Here is a 19,162-nt window from a genome sequence, read left to right as displayed (position 1 = left end):
CCTCACACCGGCGCCGCGATATCTTCCCCATTGTTCGCCGGGCTGTTCACGCGCGAGGAAATCGGCCAGATCTCCATCAGTTCGGGCGGAAAGGGCACCATCAGGTCGAAGGGATCGGGCTCGATGTTGTCGAGCCAGCGCCGAAGGTTCTCCGGGGCCAGGATCACCGGCATGCGGTCGTGGATCGTCGCCATCAACGCATTGGCCGGGCAGGTGACGATGGCGAAGCTGCGGGTGATCTCGCCGGAGGCCCTGTCGACCCAGCTTTCCCACACGCCGGCGACGGCGAAGGGGCGGCGATCCTTCATGGCGATGGCATAGGGCTGCTTGGCCCCTTTCACCGGCTTGCCGTCCGGCTCGAGGATCTTCATCCATTCGAAGAAGAGATCGATCGGGACAAGGCAGCGCCTGGCCTTGTAGGCATCCCGGAAGGAGGGTTTGGTCTGGATGCCCTCGCAACGGGCGTTGATGGGCTTCGGCCAATCGCTGGGGTCCTTCACCCAGTTGGGTATGAGGCCCCATTGCAGGAGATCGTGGACATAGGCGGCAGCACGGGGCTGGCGGCGGATCACCCAGAAATACTGCGCCGGCGCGCCATTGAAATGGGCTTCCCAGGCGCGAGCGACCTCTTCCGGCGTGGCTCCCGGTTCCGTCTGAAGGCCCGGCAGGTCCGGGCTGCGCTGCATGATCCGTCCGCACATGGCCGGACCATGGCACGCTCACCCGCAGGTCTCAACGCCACATGCCGCGCATGCGGTCGCGCAGGTCGATCGAGCTGTGGATGCCGCTTTGTTGTCGGGTGCCTGAAGCCGCCACCTTCGGCCACATCACTTGTTGGAAGCGGTCGAGGATCGAAGACGGAATGAAGCGGGTGCGGTTGGCGTAGACATGCCGGTCGCCCTGGGAAGGCTGGCCATGGGTGAAGAAGCGCTGCGGCATCACGAGATGCAGGCTGTCGCGCGCCCGCGTCATCGCGACATAGAGAAGCCGGCGCTCCTCTTCCAGATCATTCTTGGTGCCGGCGGCAAGATCCGCCGGCAAGCAGCCATCCACGGTGTTGAGCACGAACACCGCTTTCCATTCCTGCCCCTTGGCCGAATGGATGGTGGAGAGGATGAGATAGTCCTCGTCCCGCAAGGGCGTTCCGGCCTCGTCGCTGGTGGCGTCGGGCGGATCGAGCGTCAGCTCGGTGAGGAAGCGTTCGCGCGATTCGTAGCCCGCCGCGATCTGCTCGAGCTGGAGAAGATCGGCCCGTCGCGTCGCGGCATCCTCGTGCATGCGCTCGAGATGGGGCTCGTACCAGCGCCGGACACGCTCGATCTCGCCGGGCCAGTCGCTAGGTCCCTTGTGAAGGCTGGCGGCGAGTTCGATGAAATCGGGCCAGTCCGCCCCGGCGCGGGGCGGCGCCGGCAAGGCTGCGATATCGTCGACACCGACGGCATCGAGAACATTGGCGGCTGATGTGGGGCCGACGCCCGGCAGCAATTGCAGGACGCGGAAACCGGCAACGCGGTCCCGCGGGTTCTGCGCCCAGCGCAGCAGCGCCAGCATGTCCTTGACGTGGGAGGCGTCGAGGAATTTCAGCCCGCCGAACTTCACGAAGGGGATGTTGCGACGGGTCAGTTCGACCTCGAGAGGGCCGGAGTGATGGGAGGCGCGAAACAGCACCGCCTGCTGCTTGAGCGTCATGCCGGCCTCGCGGTTCTCCAGGATCTGGCCAGCCACGAAATCGGCCTGTCCCGCTTCGTCGCGGACGGTGACGAGCTGGGGGCGTTCGCTCGATTGCCGGTCCGTCCACAAATTCTTGGTGAAGCGCTCGCTGGCAAGAGCGATCACGGCGTTGGCTGCCGCGAGGATGGGCTGGGTCGACCGGTAGTTTCGGTCGAGCGTGATGATCTCCGCCGCGGGCGAGAACTGCGCCGGAAAGTCGAGAATGTTGCGTACAGTGGCGGCGCGGAAGGAATAGATCGACTGGGCGTCGTCGCCGACCACGGTCACGCCCTTTCCGTCCGGCTTGAGCGCCTTGAGGATCGAGGATTGCAGGCGATTGGTGTCCTGGTATTCGTCGACCATGACATGGTCGAAACGCACCGAAATATCGGCGGCGATCATCGGCTCAGCCACCATATGCGACCACCACAGCAGCAGGTCGTCATAGTCGAGCACATTGTTGGCGAGCTTGGCCTCGACATAGGCGGCGAACAGGCTGCGAAGCTCCGCCGCCCAGGCAAGGCACCAGGGAAAGGCCTCCTTCAGCACGTTTTCGAGGTCGTCCTGCGCGTTGACCACACGCGAATAAATGGCCAGGCACGTGCCTTTGCTCGGGAAGCGGTTCTCCGTCTTGGAGAAGCCGAGTTCGTAGCGCACCAGGTTGATCAGGTCGGCGGAGTCCTCCCGGTCATGAATGGTGAAGGAGGGATCGAGCCCGATCTGGTAGGCATATTCGCGCAGAAGGCGGGCGCCGATGGCGTGAAACGTGCCGGCCCAGGTGAGGCCCTCGCTCAGCGTCGCCCCCTTCGCGCCCATGACCTTGGCGGTGATCTGCCCGACCCGCCTTATCATCTCGGAGGCGGCCCGGCGTGAGAAGGTCAAGAGGAGAATACGTCTGGGATCGGCCCCCTCGGCGAGGAGATGGGCAACCCGATGCGCCAGCGTGTTGGTCTTGCCCGAGCCGGCGCCGGCGATGATCAGGAGGGGACCGGCCGGCTGGCCGGAACCATGTTCGACCGCGCGGCGCTGGTTCTCATTCAGTCCGGCGAGACGATCGGCGGGCGGTGGAACGGACTCCTCGGGGACAAGAAGGGCTGCCTGCGCATTCATGCCTTGCTCTCGCGTGGTGAGAAACGGATCCGTCGGCGATTCGGCGGACGCGCTTCGAAAGAGGGTAGAAGGGAGATATGAACAAAAATGGAACAGATTCGCGAATGGCTCTTTTGCCGGCGGCGGCCTGCTGCCGCAATCCTGCGGCTGAGTGAATTCGATCGGGACGCGGCGAATGTGTTCCCTGGACGCTTGCTCCGGATCGGCCGTCACGCCATGTTCGCGGATATGAAGCGGGGCTGATTGGCGGTTTGGTGCGGGAACGGGGTCGAATCAATCTGACGCGAAGAACCATGCCGGCTGTCGCCGGCCTGGCGGTTCTCCTTGCTTTGACGCCGGCAATACCGGCTGTAGCCGCCTCCGATCCCCAGGCCGTGGCCCGGGATGTCGCGCGCAATCTCGGCCTGCAGCCGGATCTGCCCGGCAACAAGGGCGAGGTGGTGACCCCCAAGACCGAGCCGAAACCGGACGAGCGGGCGCCGCGTATCTGGAGCCCCTGGCTGGGGACCTTGCTGAGCATCCTGCTCTATGCCGCCATCGCCGCGGGCCTGATCTTCGCAATCTGGACGATGCGGGATCGCCTGCCGGTGCTCGGCCGGCGCAAGCTGGTCGCCCGTGTCGAGACGGATGTCTCCGCCCAGGCGGCCTCGGTCGAACGCATGGTGGTGGCCCAGATCGAGGCCGACGAGCTGGCGCGCCAGGGCCGCCTTGCCGAAGCGATGCATGCCTTGCTGCTGCGCAGTCTGATCGAGGTGCGAAAAAGGCTCAATGTCAGCTTCGCTGATTCACTGACCAGCCGCGAGATTCTTCGAGCCCTTTCGCTGCCGGATCGGGGCAAGCAGGCGCTCGCCGATATCATCGGGCGGGTGGAACCCGTCTATTTCGGTGAAAGCCTCGCCGAGGAACGGGATTATGCCGCTTGCCGGCAGAGCTACGAGATCCTGACCGAGGCGATGCAGGCGAGGGCGGCATGACGGAAAAGGCCACTTTCTCCGGTCCCGTCCTGGCCGTGCTGGTCGCGGGAGCAACGGCCATCTTCGCCCTGTCCATGCTGCTGATGCTGAACGGCTCATCCGAAGAACAGGGCTTCAGCACCACCACCAAGTCTGTCTCGGCGATCGGGCATGCCGGCCTTTACGACCTGGCGCAGCGCTTCGATATCCCGGTCGCGCGCAGCCGCATCAATGGGATCGTCGCCCCGGGTGAAGGCGGGCTGCTGGTGATGGCGGAGCCGACATCGAGCCTGTCGAAGGACGATATCATTCGGCTGGGGCGGGAGAACAATGTCCTGCTGGTACTGCCCAAGCGCTGGGCCCTGGCCGACCGGAGCAAGCCCACCTGGATCCGGTCCGCCACGCCGATGGACATTCCCTGGGTCACCAGCATTGCGCGGCTGGTGGAACCGCAGCTCGAAGTCACCAGGGGGGATCCGCCCAAGAGCTGGGACCGCAACGACCTTGGCGTCAATCCGTCCTTCGACGACGGCGCCCAGCTCATCAGGAGCGAGGAGCTCACCCCGATCATCGGCAATCGCCAGGGCATGTTGATCGGGGAGAAACTCGATGGCGAACGCCGCGTCTGGGTGCTCGCCGATCCCGACCTCATCGAGAATCACGGCCTGACCAAGGGGCGGAACGCCGAATTCGCGCTTGCTTTGCTGAATGCCATGCGCGACGCCGAACTCGGAGACGGCAAGGTCGTGTTCGACGAGACCATCCATGGCATGGTCAACAATGTCGACAGCCCCTTCAGGAAGCTGTTCCAGTTTCCCTATGTCATCGTGCTTCTGCTCGTGCTCGCCGCGACGGCGCTGCTGGCCTTGGCCACCACCAGCCGTTTCGGCAAGCCGCGCCTGGCGCCGCCGGCCTTCGATCTCGGCAAGGAGCGCCTGATCACCAACACGGCCACTCTGCTCGACCGCGCCGGCCATCAGGCCTTCGTCTTGCGCCGCTATGTGCGCGCGACATTGCGCGACGTCGGCCGGCTGTTTCACGCACCCCGCCAGCTCGATGACGAGAAACTGGCGGAGTGGCTCGACAAAATCGGCGAGGCCAGGGGGCTGGAAACCAAGGCCTCCCCCATTCTCGCTCGCGCGGGAGAAGGGCAGGGCACATCCCTGACCGGCCTGTTCCAGGCCGCGCGCGATATTCATGATTGGAAGGAAGAGATCACCGATGGAACTGCAGCGCGTCGCCCATATCGCTGACGGCATCCGCAAGGAAGTCGGCAAGGCCATCGTCGGCCAGGACGAAGTCATCGAACTGATGCTCACCGGCCTGCTCTGCGGCGGGCATATTCTGCTCGAAGGCGTGCCCGGTACTGGCAAGACGCTGCTGGCGCAGGCCTTTGCTTCGACCTTGTCGCTGAAATTCGGACGCGTGCAGTTCACGCCCGACATGATGCCGGGCGACGTGATCGGCACCAATTTGTTCAATTTCCGGACCAACACCTTCGTGCTGACAGAGGGGCCGATCTTCACCGATCTCCTGCTGGCCGACGAAATCAACCGCACCCCGCCCAAGACGCAGGCGGCCTTGCTGCAGGCAATGAACGAGCGGGCCGTTACCATCGACGGCAAGACCTATGCGCTCGGCGCCGATTTCATGGTGGTGGCGACCCAGAATCCGATCGAGCAGCAGGGGACCTATCCCTTGCCCGAGGCGCAGCTCGACCGGTTCCTTTTCAAGATCGATGTCACCTATCCCAGCCGCGACGAGGAGCGGGCCATCGTCACCCAGCACGGGCACCGCTCAGCCATGCCCAAGCTCTCCGATTTCGGCATCCAGACGCAGGCCGATCCGGCGACTCTCGCCGATCTCAGGGCCACCAGCGAGCAGATCGTGCTGACGCCGCAGATCATCGACTATATCGTGGACGTGGTGCGCGCCACCCGCCAGCATCCGGCGATCGAGACCGGCGGATCGACCCGCGCCGCCAATGCGCTCGCGGCCTCCGTGCGGGCCTTGGCCGCGCTGAACGGGCGCGATTTCGTCATTCCCGACGACGTGAAGCGTCTGGCCCGGCCGATCCTGCGTCATCGCATCGTGCTGGCGCCCAATGCCGAGATCGACGGCCTCACCCCCGATCGCATCGTCAACGAGATCCTGGACCAGACGGCAGCGCCCCGATGATCCGGCCGACCCCGCGCGCCGTCCTGCTGTTCAGCCTGGGCATCCCCGTCGCCTTGTTGATGGTGGTGTGGAACCCGGCCCTGTGGCCGTTTTCCTTCGACCTCAGCCTGCTGGCGCTGGTGGTGATTGCCGTCGACGCGCTGCTGATCCCGCCGCGTCGATCTCTGGTGGTCGACCTTCAGGCTCCAAGGCGGTTGCCGGTCGGCAATGAGGGGCAGATCGAGGTCACGCTGCGCAGCACGGGGTCGGCCCGCCCGCTCAGGATCGAGGCGGTGGTCGATCTCGACGGGCCGCTGGAGACGCCGCCGATGGTGGCGGGGCATTTCGGCGGAGCTCCGGAGAGGCTCAGCATTCCCTTCACCGCCTTGCGGCGCGGGGTGGTGACCCTGGAGGCCCTGTGGCTGCGCTGGCGGGGGCCGCTGGGGCTGGTGGAATGGCGTCTCAAGGAAGGGTTGGATCGCAAGATCGAAATCCTGCCGGCCGCCCGCATGTCCTTCGGCCCGGCCATCCAGGCGCTGAGCAAGAGCGCCATCTACGGCACCAAGACCCAGAACCAGAAGGGCGAGGGCACCGAGTTCGATACGCTGCGCGAGCATGTGCCCGGCCTCGACTCCCGCATGATCGACTGGAAGCAGTCGGCCCGCCATCGCAAGCTCCTGTCGAAGGAATTCCGTATCGAGCGCAATCATCAGATCGTGCTGGCCTTCGATACCGGCCATCTCATGCTCGAGCCGATCGACGGCCTGGCGCGGCTCGATCACGCCATCGAGGCGGGTCTGATGCTTGGTTGGACCGGGCTTAGGGCTGGCGACCTCGTCGGCAGTTTCGGCTTCGACGCCACCATCCGCCATTATCTGGAACCGGGCCGGGGCAGCACCTATTATGCCCGGCTGCAGCGCTCCGCCGCCCAGCTTGCCTATCACACCGAGGAGACCAATTTCACCCTGGGCCTGGCCGAGCTGAACGCGCGGCTGAAGCGCCGGGCCCTGGTGGTACTGTTCACCGAATTCGTCGACAGCGTGATGGCCGAACTGCTGATCGAGAGCCTCAAGCGCATGGCCAACCGTCACGCCGTGATCTTCGTCACGCTGCAGGACCCGCTGACCACGCGTTTGGTCAATGCAGAGCCGCAGGATTTCACCATCGTGGCCGAAGCCGTGGTGGCCCATGATTTCGCGCGCGAGCGAGCGATCGTGATGGAGCGTATCGCCCGTCTCGGCGTGCATTGCGTCGATGTGCCGGTCGGCGGGCTCAGTGTCGCCCTGCTCAACCGCTATCTCCAAATCAAGCAGGAGGGCCTGCTATGACAGCCATGGATGCAGGCTTTCCGGAGGCCGGTCCAGCCCGACCGGCGCCGACGATCATCGGCGTGCCCAACGAGCCCCGGGCTCACATCGTGCTGCGCTCGGCGGAATTTCGGCGGGGACGCGAGGAGGGCTGGCGGGAACTCGAGGATCTGGTCACGCGCGTCGAGAAGCGTGGGATCAAGAGCGTCTCCGCGGACGAGCTGCAGAAGATGCCGCTGCTCTACCGCTCGGCGCTGTCCTCGCTGTCCGTCGCGCGCAGCATCGCACTCGACCGTAATCTGCTGCGTTATCTCGAAGCCCTGACCCTGCGGGCCTATCTGGTGGTCTACGGACCGCGCACCAGCCTGATAGCGGGGCTGAGCCACTTCTTCCGCTACGGCTTCCCAGACGCCGTGCGCAAGGCGGGCTGGCATATATTGATCGCCTTCGCCGCGATGGCGCTGGGCATTGCGGCCGGGTTCGTCCTGGTGAACAGCGAGGCCGAATGGTTCAACGCCATCGTACCCGATGGCCTGGCAGGCGGGCGGGGACCGAGCGCCAGCGCCGAATATCTGCGTAGTGTCCTGTTCGCACCCTGGGACGGTTTCAAGGAGAGCTTCATCGTCTTCGCCAATTACCTGTTCCAGAACAACAGCATGGTCGCCATCCTGTCCTTCGGGGTAGGTTTCATGGCCGGCGTGCCGACCTTGCTGCTGCTGGTCTATAACGGGCTGATCGTCGGCGCTTTCCTGGCGATCCATTATCAGCGCGGGCTTCTCGTCGATTGCATCGGCTGGCTCTCCATTCACGGCGTGACGGAACTCGGTGCCTTCATCCTGTGTGGCGCCGCAGGCCTGGTGGTGGCCGAGAAGATCATTTTCCCCGGCCGCTATTCACGCCTGGAAGCGCTCGCCATCCACGGCAAGCAGGCCGCGATCATTGCTTGCGGCGCGGTTGCCATGTTGTTCATCGCGGGGTTCATCGAGGGAGGCTTGCGCCAGCTCATTAACGTGACCTCCTGGCGCTTTGCCTTCGCTGCTGTCACGGCCGTGCTGTGGGGCGTTTATTTCCTCTATTGCGGCAAGGGGGCACAGCATGCCCTCTCCGCGTGACCGCGTTTCCCAACTGCTGGAGGGGCGGCAGCGCCGCACCCGCGAGATCGTGACGCCGGAAGGCGTCGCCATCCATGTCGAGGTCGCCGATCGTGGCGAAAGGCTGGGTGCCTTCCTGATCGACCTGATGATCTGGTTCGGCGCCACCATCCTGATCTGGATCGCCCTGGCGGCGACCTTCCTGCGCGGCGGCAGCGATGTCGCGGTGACGGTGATATCCTTCCTCTCCTTCCTGCTGCGCAACCTCTATTTCATCCATTTCGAGCTGGCCTGGCAGGGCTCGACGCCCGGCAAGCGGGCCACTGGTTTGAAGGTGATCGATCGCAAGGGCGGCGTCCTCACCCCCACGGCCGTCATTGCCCGCAACCTGACCCGCGAGGTCGAGTTCTTCCTGCCGCTGCAGCTTTTCTTCATGTGGGTCGGCGCTTCGAACAGCGGCGAATCCTGGCAGGCGCTCTCGATGCTGGGGTGGGTGGTGCTGCTCGCCGCCTTGCCCTTCTTCAACCGGGATCATCTGCGGGCGGGCGACCTGATCGGCGGCACGCTGGTGATCGCCCTACCCAAGCGGGCGCTTGCGCTCGACCTCACGCAGGGTGCAGCCAAGGCCGCGGCCCGCTACAGCTTCACCTCGGCGCAATTGCAGGCCTATGGCGCCTATGAATTGCAGGTGCTGGAAGAAATTCTCCGCCGGCCCGGCGGGACCGAGACCTGGCGCATCCATCGCGAGATCGCCGAAAAGATCATCCGGCGCATCGGCTGGCAGGGCACCTTCGAGCCCAATGCCGCGACGGATTTCCTGCAGGCCTTCTATGCGGCGGAGCGGGCCGAGCTCGAGCGCGGTCAGCTTTTCGGCCGCTATCGCGACGACAAGAACTCGGGCACCCGCAAGGCCGGCGAGCCGGCTGCCAAGTGAGGGCCGGGCAAGGCGAGGGCCGGCTCCCGTTGCGGCGAAGGCCTCAATCGAAGACGTTGGCGAGCCTGTCGATGTCGACGCCTTCCTTGATCGAACGCAGGCGATAATAGACCAAGGCGCTGAGGACGCTGCCAAGGGAGATCAGGTACACCTGGAACAGATTGGCCAGCAGCGCGCCGAATGTGGGGCCGCCGATACCCCCGGCGACATATTCGATGATGGCGGCGACGATCCAGCCGGCGATGCCGACGATCAGCGCGAGGCCGAGAATCTTCCAGCGAAAGCCTGAAGTCAGTTCAGCGCTGCGGGACATGCTTTCGGTAACGCCACGCTGTTCGACGACACAGACCGAGACGGCGGCATAAAGCACACAGATCAGCCACACGCCCGGCACGACAAGCAGAATCAGCCCAATCGTGACCGCAAGGCCGATGAGAATCGACAGCCCCACCAGTGGCAGCAAACGTGCCAATCCCTTGGAGAGAGCGTCTCCGACCGAAAAACTCTGCCCGCGCAGTTCGTTGAACGCGCCGTAGATCATGCCCCCTTGGATCACGAAAAGCAGGACGATGTAGATCAGCATCAGCACGATGAACGCACCAGCGTTCGGCAACGGGTTTCCCGGTGCCGGCACCCCGATGACCAGGGTCGAGATGATCAGGGGAATGATGGGAATCAGACCCAGCCCCAGAAAACGGGGCAGAGCTCGGTGGAGAACGGCAAGGCTCTCGCTGATCAAGGCGCCGATGTTGAAATCACCGGAGCCGGTGGCCTGACTGTAGTTGGTCATGAAAGTGCATCCTATTAAGCAGGGGCATTACCCAAGCCATGCCGGGGTGGCGTCCGGAGATCATATTTGCGGAAGTATCCATCGACGGCGATTTCCTTTGCAAACCATAGTTCCTTTGCGAACCGCCAAGTACACGGCAAGAAAGTTCGGCGAGGGACACCTATGGAAACTTATTTCACGCGAAGTGGAAGTGCAAATGGTGCCCTTATTTTCCTTGGTATAAGGATGACATCTGCCGCGGAAGGGCAGGGCGTGAGGTTCGGACAGCGCCGCGGTGCCGATCGCTCAAACCGCAGAGAAGTCGGAAAAGCCATCTCAGCGGCTGGGAGGACGCCAGGTCTCGGGTGGATATTGGCGTGGACGGCGTACCTCCTCGTTCGGGTCCGGGGGCTGCTGGCCGAAGAGCACGTCCGAATCGGGCGCGGTGACACCCCACGGATTGCCGTCGGCGGGCATATAGCCGCTCTTGGCGCCCCAGCCTTTGTCTTGTTCGAACCAGCGGTCGAAATTCGGCAGGCCGTCATATTCATATTTGCGCTCATAGGCCTCGCAGGCTTCGGGTTTGGGTCCGAGATTGAGGCAGATGAGCGGCGAGCGTTCATAATAGGAGCAGCTCGGATAGAGGCTGTGGGCGACGAGTTCGCCCTCATAGGTCCCGTCATAGCGCAGCGTCAGCTTCAGTTCCGTCCAGATTGGCGGGAAATTCATGACCTTCTGCAGGATCTTGCCGGCAACCAAGCCGATGGGGGGAGGCGCCACGCCCGCGGCGAGTTCGGCGCTCTGGGTACGGGCGCCGACGGTTTGGCGGAACACCACGCCCTCGTCGATATATTGCGGCTCCTCCAGCTTGATCGGATAGGGATAGGAGGGAAAGCCGAGAAAGGACGGCGAGCGGTAGAGGCCGGTATCCTTCTCGTAAGCGACGCGGTGGAGCAGCCTGATCGCCTTGGAGGAGGTGTCCGTGCTTTCGATGGTGGCTTCGAGAAAATTGGCGAAGCGATAGCCGCTGCTGCCGAGGATGAGCTTGCGATCGACAAGTTCGCCCGGGCTGCCGGCATCGTGCTCCGGCAGGCCGGAGCGCGGGTCGATCCAGCTCATGGTGGCGATCGAATAGGTGAAGCTGTTGATCTTGAGGACGAGTTGGCCGTCATCGGGCGGGATCATGATGATGCCGGGATTGGCACTGCTGCTGAACCGCCAGTTCCAACCCTTCGGACTCGGCACGACGCAGCCGACACGGTGGCGCAGATACCAGTTCACCTCGCGGGTATTGAGCGTGTCGAAATTATAGCTGATCAGATATTGCACGTTGATGCCATGCGCCCTGGCAACGGAAAGCCAGTCGTCGCCATCCTTCACGCGGTAGGGACGGCCGCGCGGAATCGGGGCCAGCTTGACGGGCTTGGTTTCGAGCGGTGTAGCCATGATTGTCTCCGTGAAGGCGGCATGCCTTCGTGGCGGAGCGATCGCGGTTCGTTTTGCGCGGCCCGCAGCAAGCCCGCGATGCTGCCTGATGAGGCAGTATCGCCAGGAGGTGCGTCCGGGTCATCCCGAGTTCGGGGGAGGCGGCCCCGGCTTTTCCATGCTCCAATCAAGCGCGTGGGTGGCGGCCTTCCCCAGCGGGCGCTCCCTACGACCCCGTGCCATCTTGTCAATGCCGCCTTCCTCAGCCCATGGCGACGATGGCGCGAGAGTCCTTCAAATGACGAGTTTTCTCGACTTCAACAAAGATCCCGCTAACGACATCGATAACAAACCCCAACAATATCATGACTTTGGCGGCAAGGGCGTGCGGGTGCAGGTCTATTGGGCTGCCGATATCTGGCGGGACGTATCGCTGTGGAACAACAGCTGGGTATTGCTCAAAGGGGCCGACGAAATCCTTCGCAAATATACGCTGGCGCTCGACATGTTGCCGCTGCAAACAGAACCGGCGGCACTGGCCCCAACCAAGGACAAGGCCACCCGCGAATTCGACAGGTCCGCGGGTAAACAGCTCGCGCGGCAAAGGAAAGCGAAGGGCAGGGCCGCCCAGAAGCAGACCGAAGCCGCGGCCAAGTCAATCGAGGAACAAGGCCCTGCGTCGCGCGGCCTTCTGGATTTCAGCGGCTCGGTCCATGTGCCCAGGGAGGGAGAGGCTCCCATCGATGGCCTCATTGCCCTCAGGAGAAGCCTCGGCACGATCCGGGATGAAACGCGGCTGGTCGTGGTATTCGCCCATATTGACGGCGGGCCGAATGGCTACACGGTGCTGCGCCAGGAGTGGCTGCCTTGGGTCATAGCCGATCCCACACCAATCCAGGACAGTCCCAAGAGCTTGCTGATCCATGAAATGGGGCACGCCTGCCGCCTCAGCCATCAGCAATCCGACGCAGTCGAAGCGACGGCCAGGAACATCATGTATCCCCTGGACATCAAGGGACTGGCCCATCTGTGGGGCTGGCAGGTGGACACCATCTACGATTCCTACTGGTGCAACGGCCGCAAACCAACGAATTGGTGGGACAGGATCAGCAATGTCCGGTTGCCGCCTGACCATCCCTTCCTCTGGGATGAACCGCCTTAGAGGGCAGGGGGCAGCTTTCAGGTCTTGCCGCTGGCCCATTCCGGGAGGGGCCGTGCGGCCTCCGGCATGCCGCGGATCTCGCCAAGTCGCTCGAAGGCGGCCGTTGCCGTCACCGCCGAGAGCATGCTGAACAGCATCATGCCAGCCTCCTGGCCCAGAGCCTGCATCCCAGTTGCGGGGGCATTGGCGAGATCCCCGGTGACTGCTCCAAGCCCGATGGTCGGCAGCAGGGTCAGGATGAAGAGGCCGAGGATGGACCAGCGATAGCCCTGGGTGAGCTGCCCGCTGCGTTCCAGGCTCTCGACCATGTCCGTGCGCTCGATCATGCAGGCCGGCAGGACGAGATAGAGCAGCGCGATCGCCATCAGGCCGGGCACGACCAGCGCCGCGAGGCCGAGCAGGACCAGAATGCCGCTGAGAAAGGCGGTGCCCAGCAGGGTGGGAAGCCTCCGCCAGGTTTGCTGCATCGACAGAGGCAGGTCGAAATCGTCGCCCTGCAGCAGGCGATGCGTGCCCGCAACCGTGGCCCCTTGGGCAAAGACCAGCAGAATCACCGCGATGGGCAAGGCCACCAGATCGGCAAGTGTAGGGGTTTGCGACACCTCGCCGTTCACCATCAAGGCGAGCAGGGTCGGCAGGCTCGGCAGAGCGTTGAGCAGGACGATCGGGACGAGACCGCGCCACAAACCCTTCACCGCATTCGCAAGGAGAAGAGGCAAGCGCAGAGGCGGTCGGTGGGCGGTATGTCTGCTCATGGGCAACTCGGTCGAGACTGGCCACGCCAATCGATCTGTTATGACCTTTGTGGGGCGCAAGAGAAAGGGCTTGCGTCGTGGTATCATAACGCCCGGGACGGGCTTTGGTCCCCGGTCGCGCTTCGCTTTGTGAAGACATGCGCGACAGGGGCCGGTTCAGGAGGATGCCTTGGCCTTCCGGCTCACCCTTGATCGGCCAGTATCGTGACGAACAGCGCCGGTCGTGCTTTTCCGGCCGCCTCGGGCAGGCATTCACTCAGATCTTCTGGCTGGTTTCTGGAATCCTGCTTCGTCGAAATCCAGAGAGAGGGAACGTTTTCACTAAAATGGGGTTTTGAGTCATTGGTATGTCCGAGATCGTTTGAGAAGGAGGTCCCGATGACACGCTCGATACTGATAGGTCTTGTGGCGGCAATGGGTATTTCTGGCTCGTCGGTATTCGCAGCACCTCTCGTGCCACGTCCGGCCGACGATGGTTCCAGCATTGTCCAGGTTCGGTATCATGGTGGATGTCCGCCGGGCTACAAGGTGACCAGTTACGGGGGCTGCAAACTCAGCCATTATCTGCGCCGTCATCCCGGCCGGAATCCGAACAATTATTACTACGAAGAGCGTCCCAGCTACGGATTCGGTTTTGGCTATCGCAGCTATCCCCATCGTCGCTATTACGATGACGGCTATTGAGCCGTTTCCTGTCGGTACAGGCGCCCTCGCGGCGCCTGTACCGACAGATTAGCCGCAGGCTATCGGCTGCTGTGCCCTCTGGGTTGCAAACGGAAGCGATGGTCACAGAAAAACGACAAGCCCTCTTGCAATGCGGCAGCGACTTCAATATGAAGCCCGGACAGAACGGGGCCACCCACTGAAACACGCGTTGGATTGAACACATTCCAACCAAGTGTTTGATCGAAAAGGCCCTTTGTTCGGGGATAGTTCAACGGTAGAACAGCGGACTCTGACTCCGTTAATCTTGGTTCGAATCCAGGTCCCCGAGCCAATCTTCCTCTCAGAAATTACCAAACACGCCGCAGCAATGCCAAGCGCCAGCCATTAGGCTCCGCGAAGCCCGGCAAGCATCCAGCATTCCTGGAAACCCCTGATCCTGCCGCATGTCATTGTGGTAACAGCGTGCCTTCTCCGGGGCGGCTGCCAGAATGAAACCGACCTTCCGCCGCGCCGCCCGGCAGTGCTCCACCATTGGGGCAAGTGGAGACCACCTCAGGTGGCGAGCGGGCGTAAGGCGTTTCGCCGGTTACAGATCACGCTCTCGTGCAATTTTAACAGTTGCCAATGCGGTGAAGCGGGCGGATTATTCAATGTTGGCCTCGTGGACGTCTGCAAGCGCTTTCATCGTGCTTTAGCCGCGCCAAAGGCGTTGTTGGCGAGTACACGGATGGAGCCCGACTCTTCCCCCCAATCCCGTACCAAGCTTCTGGTTACCTGGGGTTTGCGTATTCTTGTGGCGCTTATTTTCCTTACGCCCGCGCTGCTCACCCTATGGGGGCATCGGATCATGGTCCGTCAGTTCGATGCGCTCGGCTTCGCCCCCTGGATGCGCATCGCCTTGTCGTCGACGCAGGTTCTCGCCGCCTTGCTCGTCCTCGTGCCCGTGGCGAGCCTGACGGCGGCGGTGCTGCTGCTGCTGATCGACGCGGGCACGCTGATCGCACAGTTCCTGCTGGTGCGCGGCGGCTATGTGCACCTGGCGCTGTTCGCCCTGCCGCTGCTCGCCTTGATCAGCCTGCAAAGCGGGCGTTTCGACAAGAAACTGGCTCAGCTGGAGGAGTAGCGGCATCGGTGTCGATGCCGCTCCTGTGAAGGCGAGCGCCTGGCCGGAAGGCGATCAGGCCATTTCGTGGTTCCACGGGGGATCGGCGCCCTCGCGCGAGACCGTGATCGCCGCCGTCCGTGCGGCATAGTCCATGGCTTCCTGGGCGATGGCCTCGTCGATGTTCTTCACGGTATCGATGGAAACCACGTTCCGACGCTGCAGGATGGTCAGCAGGCCGGAGGAGTAGCTGTCGCCGGCGCCGACCGTATCGGCGACCTTCTCGACCTTGACCACGGGGCTCTTGACAGCAAACCCCTTGCCATGGCCTTCCGCGCCATTGCCGCCATCCGTCAGCACGACCAGATGGGCGCCCTTCGCCACCAGGTCCCGTGCCCAGGCGGCAGGATCGATGCCGGGATAGAGCCAGTTGAGATCGGCCTTGGAAATCTTGATGATCTCGGCGGCTTCCGTCATACGCTTCATGCGGGCGCGGTATTCGACGGCGTCGCCCACCACGGTCGGCCGCACATTCGGATCCATGCCGAGCACGCGCTTGCCCTTGTTGGCGAAGTAGAGCGTCTCATAGGCGGAGGCGATCGGATCGTTGATGAGGGCGACCGAACCCGTCCAGATCATCGAAACTTCCGGCCCGACCGGCGGAACGTCGCGTTCCGGCGAGAACAGGCGATTGGAGGAGGCTTCGTCGATGAAGGCATATTCCGGTTCGCCTTCGCCGACGGAGACGAAAGCAAGCATCGAGGAATGTTTCGAGCGGGCCACGTAGTGTTGCTTGACCTTCGACTTGGTCAAGGCAGCGGCAAGGTCGTCGCCGAAGAAGTCGGTGGACAGCGCGGCGCAGAATCCGACATCACCCTCGAGCCGCCCGATGCCGACGGCCGTGTTGAAGGGGCTGCCGCCGACAGCCGGTCGATAGGCATTCCGGCCATCGGTGCTTTTGACCGGCAGAAAGTCGATCAGGGCTTCGCCGCATACAAGAATCATGGGGTCTCCTCACTCCAGGCCACCGACTGCCGCTTCAACGGCCGCCAGGATGTGGCCGCTACGGGCAAGTTCGAGTATGGATTGCATTTCGTGGTGGTACCAGCGGTCCCCGTCAAGAGCCGGCGCGATTTCGGCGCGGATGGCGTCGAGGGCCGCCTGCGAGCCCTTGCCGATCGGGTAGTCCTTGCTGCGATCGGCGACTAGCGAAAGCGCCTGGGCCGCCATCAGCATCTCGACGGCAACGATCTGCTCGACATTCTCCACCACGGTCCGGGCCTTGCGCGCGCACCAGGTGGAGTTCGAAACATGATCCTCCGCATTGCTCTTGCCGGGGATGGAGTCGACGGAGCCGGGCGTGGCGAGGCTGCGGTTTTCCATGACCAGGGCCGACATCGAGCATTGCACCGTGGCAAAGCCGGTATTGAGGCCCCGCTGGCCGGCCAGCAGGTTGCGCGGCAGGCCGTAGCTCATCACCGGATCGATCAGCCGGGCGAGGCGGCGTTCGGAAATGGCACCGAGATCGGTCATGGCAATGGCAAGCAGATCCATGGCCTGGGCGACGTAAGCGCCGTGGAAATGGCCGCCCGAGATCGAGACATAGCTGCCGTCGTCATTGGCGAACATCAGCGGATTGTCGGTGGCCGAATTCATCTCGACCCCGAGTACGCCGTCGGCATAGGCGAGAGCCTCGAAGACCGGCCCGTGCACCTGCGGGGCGCAGCGCAGCGAATAGACGTCCTGCACGCGCGGCGGCACGGGCTTGGCCGGATCGCGCGCTTCGTCGGGATAGAGGATGGCGCGCGCGCCTTCCGAGCAGCGCTTGGAATCGCCGGCAATGCGCAGGAGATTGCGGGCGGTACGGGCCTGGCCGCGATGCGGGCGCGCCGCATGCACACGCGGATCGAAGGCCGCCAGTTCGCCGCGCAAGGCTTCCAGCGTCAAGGCGAGCGCGATGTCGGCATGTTTGAGGATACGCTTGGCGTCCTCCTGGGCAAGGGCTGCGATGGCCAGCGATACGGTGGAGCCGTTGATGATGGCCGAGGCTTCCTTGGCCCCCATCTTGTATTCGGGCTCGAAGCCGGCCCGGCGCGCGGCCTCGGGCGCCGGATAGACCTTGCCCTTATATTCGACCTGCACGTCCTCGAAGCCGCGGATGGCGCCGGCGAGATAGGCGAGGGGCGCAAGGTCGCCGGACGCGCCGACCGAGCCCTTGGAAGGGATCACGGGGTGCAGGCCGGCATTGAGGAAGCCGACGAGACGGTCCATCAGCGGCAGCGTCGCGCCGGAATAGGCGGAGGCGAAGGCATTGGCGCGCAGCAGCATGGTGGCCCGCACGATCTCGCGCGCAAAGGGCTCGCCGATGCCGGTGGCGTGGGCGCGAATGGTCTGGTCCTGGTAATGCGCCATGTTGGCGATGGGGATGCGCACTTCCTTGAACAGGCCGACGCCGGTGTTGAAGGCGTACATCAGCGGGGCCTGGTCGTTCAGCCAGTTGGCGTCGATATAGTCGCGCGCGGCACCTACCGCGGCACGGGCCTTGGCCTCGATACCCGCTTTCTCGAATCGACCTGCCTTCTGTGCGCGCGCGACGCGGACGACCTTGGCACCCGTCATACGCCGTCCGTCTATGGTGACAGTCATGGCCTCCCCCGCATCACGCTCGATATCTTGACCCAAAGCGTTTTTCGATTTGGCGGAATCGCCAGGACTCGCAAAGACGCGTCGCACCAAAGAGTGAGAGCAAACAAGCGTTTCCGTCTGAACGGGCTTTGCTCTAGCAGAAGCGGATCGAAACGCAACCGGCCCGTCAGCCGCCGGTGGCAAGGCGCGCAGCGAGCGGTGCAGCCGTCCTGTCGGCAAGCCAGCAGACCACGGCGTGGATGGCCTCGTCGGTGGTCGCGCCGGCGGCGATGCGCTCTTCGTAGACCGCCAGTTGTCCGTCGGCGCTGGTGCCGGTGCGCAGGATCATCTGGGCGGTCGCCAGGTCTTCGCTGCAGCCGAGCAGTTCGGCGTCTTCCCAGACGAGATCGAGCAGTTCCGTCAGCATATTGGCGGCGCTTCTCGCCTGCCCGCTGTGGAGGTCGATGAGCGAGCCGTGAATGCCGTAGCGCTGAGCCCGCCATTTGTTTTCCTCGACGATGGCGCGCCCGGGCGACGTCAGGCCGCGGTTGAGGTCCGGCTTGCGGATGAGATGCCGCACCAGGCTGCGATAAAGCGCGGCGATGGCGAGGGCATCGTCCACATTGGTACAGACATCGGTGATCCGCAGCTCCAGCGTAGGCAGGTGGCTGGAGGGCCTTATCGCCCACCACAGGAAACTTGCGTCGTCGATAATGCGATTTCTCACCAGAGTGTCGACATAGGTCTGATAGTCCTCTTCGCTCTGGAAGAGGTCGGGCAGGCCCGAGCGGGGCAGTTCCGAATAGATGTTCTGGCGATAGCCCATCAGGCCGGTCGGGCGCGACTGCCAGAAGGGCGAGGAGGTCGAAAGCGCCAGCAACAGCGGCAGATAGGGCAGCATGCGGCTCATCAGATCGACCCGCGAGCGGTCCGGGGGAATCTCGACGTGAACATGCATCCCGCAGATCATCTTGCGCCGGGCGAGCATCTGCAGGTCATGCGTGACCTTGCCATAGCGGGTAGCCTGGGTGGGATGCTGGTCGGACCACTCGGCGGAGGGGTGGGTGCCCGCGGCCAGGACGCCGAGATCGTGCTTGAAGGCGAGATCCTGCAACGCCTGTCGGCAGCCTACCAGTTGCAGCCTCGCATCCTTCATGTTGCGACAGGGCGTCGTGGCAATCTCGATCTGCGATTGCAGCAATTCGCGCGTGACGTGCTTGCCCAGCATTTGCCGGGCCTCGTCGAAAAATTGGGCCGACATGGTTTCCTGCACGCCGCCCGTCCGGCGCTGGAACACGAAATACTCCTCCTCGATACCGAAGGTGTAGGAATGCCCCATGCTGTCCTCCGATAGGTCGGGCCGTGATCCGCTCCTCGATCCAGCACTCTAACGCAG

Annotated in this window: 18 protein-coding genes and 1 tRNA gene; 11 read left to right on the top strand and 8 right to left on the bottom strand. The window is 63.6% G+C overall.

Annotation, left to right across the window (positions count from 1 at the left end; translation table 11 throughout):
- Positions 1–2: 2 nt before the first annotated feature.
- Positions 3–701 (bottom strand): SOS response-associated peptidase, encoded by a 699-nt coding sequence (locus C5L14_RS24150; RefSeq protein WP_105864618.1) that lies wholly within the window; start codon positions 699–701, stop codon positions 3–5.
- Between the two features lie 31 nt (positions 702–732).
- Entirely contained in the window at positions 733–2,820 is a 2,088-nt protein-coding gene (locus C5L14_RS24145; RefSeq protein ID WP_105864617.1) for an ATP-dependent helicase, read from the bottom strand.
- Positions 2,821–2,907: 87 nt separating this feature from the next.
- Between C5L14_RS24145 and C5L14_RS30465 the strand changes: the two genes are divergently transcribed.
- From C5L14_RS30465 to C5L14_RS24115, 7 genes are read left to right on the top strand one after another with little or no spacing between them, the layout of a single operon-like run.
- A complete protein-coding gene (locus C5L14_RS30465; protein WP_181161313.1) occupies positions 2,908–3,063 on the top strand; it encodes a hypothetical protein in 156 nt (51 codons plus the stop codon).
- A 50-nt stretch (positions 3,064–3,113) separates the two neighbouring features.
- Positions 3,114–3,794: a hypothetical protein gene (locus C5L14_RS24140; RefSeq protein WP_105864616.1), complete on the top strand. Its 681-nt coding sequence runs from the start codon at positions 3,114–3,116 to the stop codon at positions 3,792–3,794.
- Complete coding sequence (locus C5L14_RS24135; protein ID WP_105864615.1) at positions 3,791–5,026, top strand: DUF4350 domain-containing protein; 1,236 nt, start codon at positions 3,791–3,793, stop codon at positions 5,024–5,026. Before C5L14_RS24140 ends, C5L14_RS24135 begins: the two co-directional genes overlap by 4 nt.
- Complete coding sequence (locus C5L14_RS24130) at positions 4,995–5,951, top strand: AAA family ATPase (protein ID WP_105864614.1); 957 nt, start codon at positions 4,995–4,997, stop codon at positions 5,949–5,951. The genes C5L14_RS24135 and C5L14_RS24130 overlap by 32 nt, the downstream gene beginning before the upstream one ends.
- Positions 5,948–7,258 carry a DUF58 domain-containing protein gene (locus C5L14_RS24125; protein WP_105864613.1) on the top strand — a complete coding sequence of 437 codons (1,311 nt, stop codon included), beginning with the start codon at positions 5,948–5,950 and terminating at the stop codon, positions 7,256–7,258. Before C5L14_RS24130 ends, C5L14_RS24125 begins: the two co-directional genes overlap by 4 nt.
- Positions 7,255–8,349 (top strand): stage II sporulation protein M, encoded by a 1,095-nt coding sequence (locus C5L14_RS24120; protein WP_245443540.1) that lies wholly within the window; start codon positions 7,255–7,257, stop codon positions 8,347–8,349. Before C5L14_RS24125 ends, C5L14_RS24120 begins: the two co-directional genes overlap by 4 nt.
- Positions 8,333–9,262: an RDD family protein gene (locus C5L14_RS24115; RefSeq protein WP_105864612.1), complete on the top strand. Its 930-nt coding sequence runs from the start codon at positions 8,333–8,335 to the stop codon at positions 9,260–9,262. The genes C5L14_RS24120 and C5L14_RS24115 overlap by 17 nt, the downstream gene beginning before the upstream one ends.
- 43 nt (positions 9,263–9,305) lie before the next feature.
- Here the strand turns inward: C5L14_RS24115 and C5L14_RS24110 are convergent, their stop codons facing one another.
- Both C5L14_RS24110 and C5L14_RS24105 read right to left on the bottom strand, forming a co-directional pair.
- On the bottom strand, positions 9,306–10,052 hold the full coding sequence (locus tag C5L14_RS24110; RefSeq protein WP_105864611.1) for a hypothetical protein: 747 nt from the start codon (positions 10,050–10,052) through the stop codon (positions 9,306–9,308).
- 315 nt (positions 10,053–10,367) lie between these two features.
- Positions 10,368–11,477 (bottom strand): hypothetical protein, encoded by a 1,110-nt coding sequence (locus C5L14_RS24105; protein WP_105864610.1) that lies wholly within the window; start codon positions 11,475–11,477, stop codon positions 10,368–10,370.
- 277 nt (positions 11,478–11,754) lie between these two features.
- On the opposite strand from C5L14_RS24105, the gene C5L14_RS24100 reads away from it, so the two are divergent.
- Positions 11,755–12,618, top strand: coding sequence for a hypothetical protein (locus C5L14_RS24100; RefSeq protein ID WP_105864609.1), 864 nt, complete (start codon positions 11,755–11,757; stop codon positions 12,616–12,618).
- A gap of 17 nt (positions 12,619–12,635) precedes the next feature.
- Here C5L14_RS24100 and C5L14_RS24095 read toward each other — a convergent pair whose 3' ends face one another.
- Positions 12,636–13,373: a hypothetical protein gene (locus C5L14_RS24095; RefSeq protein ID WP_146127013.1), complete on the bottom strand. Its 738-nt coding sequence runs from the start codon at positions 13,371–13,373 to the stop codon at positions 12,636–12,638.
- A 378-nt stretch (positions 13,374–13,751) separates the two neighbouring features.
- On the opposite strand from C5L14_RS24095, the gene C5L14_RS30105 reads away from it, so the two are divergent.
- From C5L14_RS30105 to C5L14_RS24085, 3 genes are all read left to right on the top strand, one after another.
- Complete coding sequence (locus C5L14_RS30105) at positions 13,752–14,057, top strand: hypothetical protein (protein WP_146127012.1); 306 nt, start codon at positions 13,752–13,754, stop codon at positions 14,055–14,057.
- Positions 14,058–14,296: 239 nt separating this feature from the next.
- A tRNA-Gln gene (locus tag C5L14_RS24090) sits at positions 14,297–14,370 on the top strand.
- Positions 14,371–14,886: 516 nt separating this feature from the next.
- Positions 14,887–15,162, top strand: a complete 276-nt coding sequence (locus tag C5L14_RS24085) for a hypothetical protein (RefSeq protein WP_105864607.1) — start codon at positions 14,887–14,889, stop codon at positions 15,160–15,162.
- A gap of 54 nt (positions 15,163–15,216) precedes the next feature.
- On the opposite strand, the gene C5L14_RS24080 is transcribed toward C5L14_RS24085, so the two are convergent.
- The 3 genes from C5L14_RS24080 to C5L14_RS24070 all read right to left on the bottom strand — a co-directional run bounded on the left by C5L14_RS24080 (position 15,217) and on the right by C5L14_RS24070 (position 19,105).
- Positions 15,217–16,146 (bottom strand): carbohydrate kinase family protein, encoded by a 930-nt coding sequence (locus tag C5L14_RS24080; RefSeq protein WP_105864606.1) that lies wholly within the window; start codon positions 16,144–16,146, stop codon positions 15,217–15,219.
- Between the two features lie 9 nt (positions 16,147–16,155).
- On the bottom strand, positions 16,156–17,787 hold the full coding sequence (locus C5L14_RS24075; RefSeq protein WP_105864714.1) for an HAL/PAL/TAL family ammonia-lyase: 1,632 nt from the start codon (positions 17,785–17,787) through the stop codon (positions 16,156–16,158).
- Between the two features lie 166 nt (positions 17,788–17,953).
- Positions 17,954–19,105 (bottom strand): carboxylate-amine ligase, encoded by a 1,152-nt coding sequence (locus tag C5L14_RS24070; RefSeq protein WP_105864605.1) that lies wholly within the window; start codon positions 19,103–19,105, stop codon positions 17,954–17,956.
- Positions 19,106–19,162 lie beyond the last annotated feature (57 nt).

This window comes from Labrys okinawensis, from assembly GCF_002982075.1.
In the GTDB taxonomy this organism is placed as follows: domain Bacteria; phylum Pseudomonadota; class Alphaproteobacteria; order Rhizobiales; family Labraceae; genus Labrys; species Labrys okinawensis_A.
The sequence above is the reverse complement of the archived record's forward strand: the minus strand, read 5'-3'. Positions and strand labels throughout refer to the sequence as shown.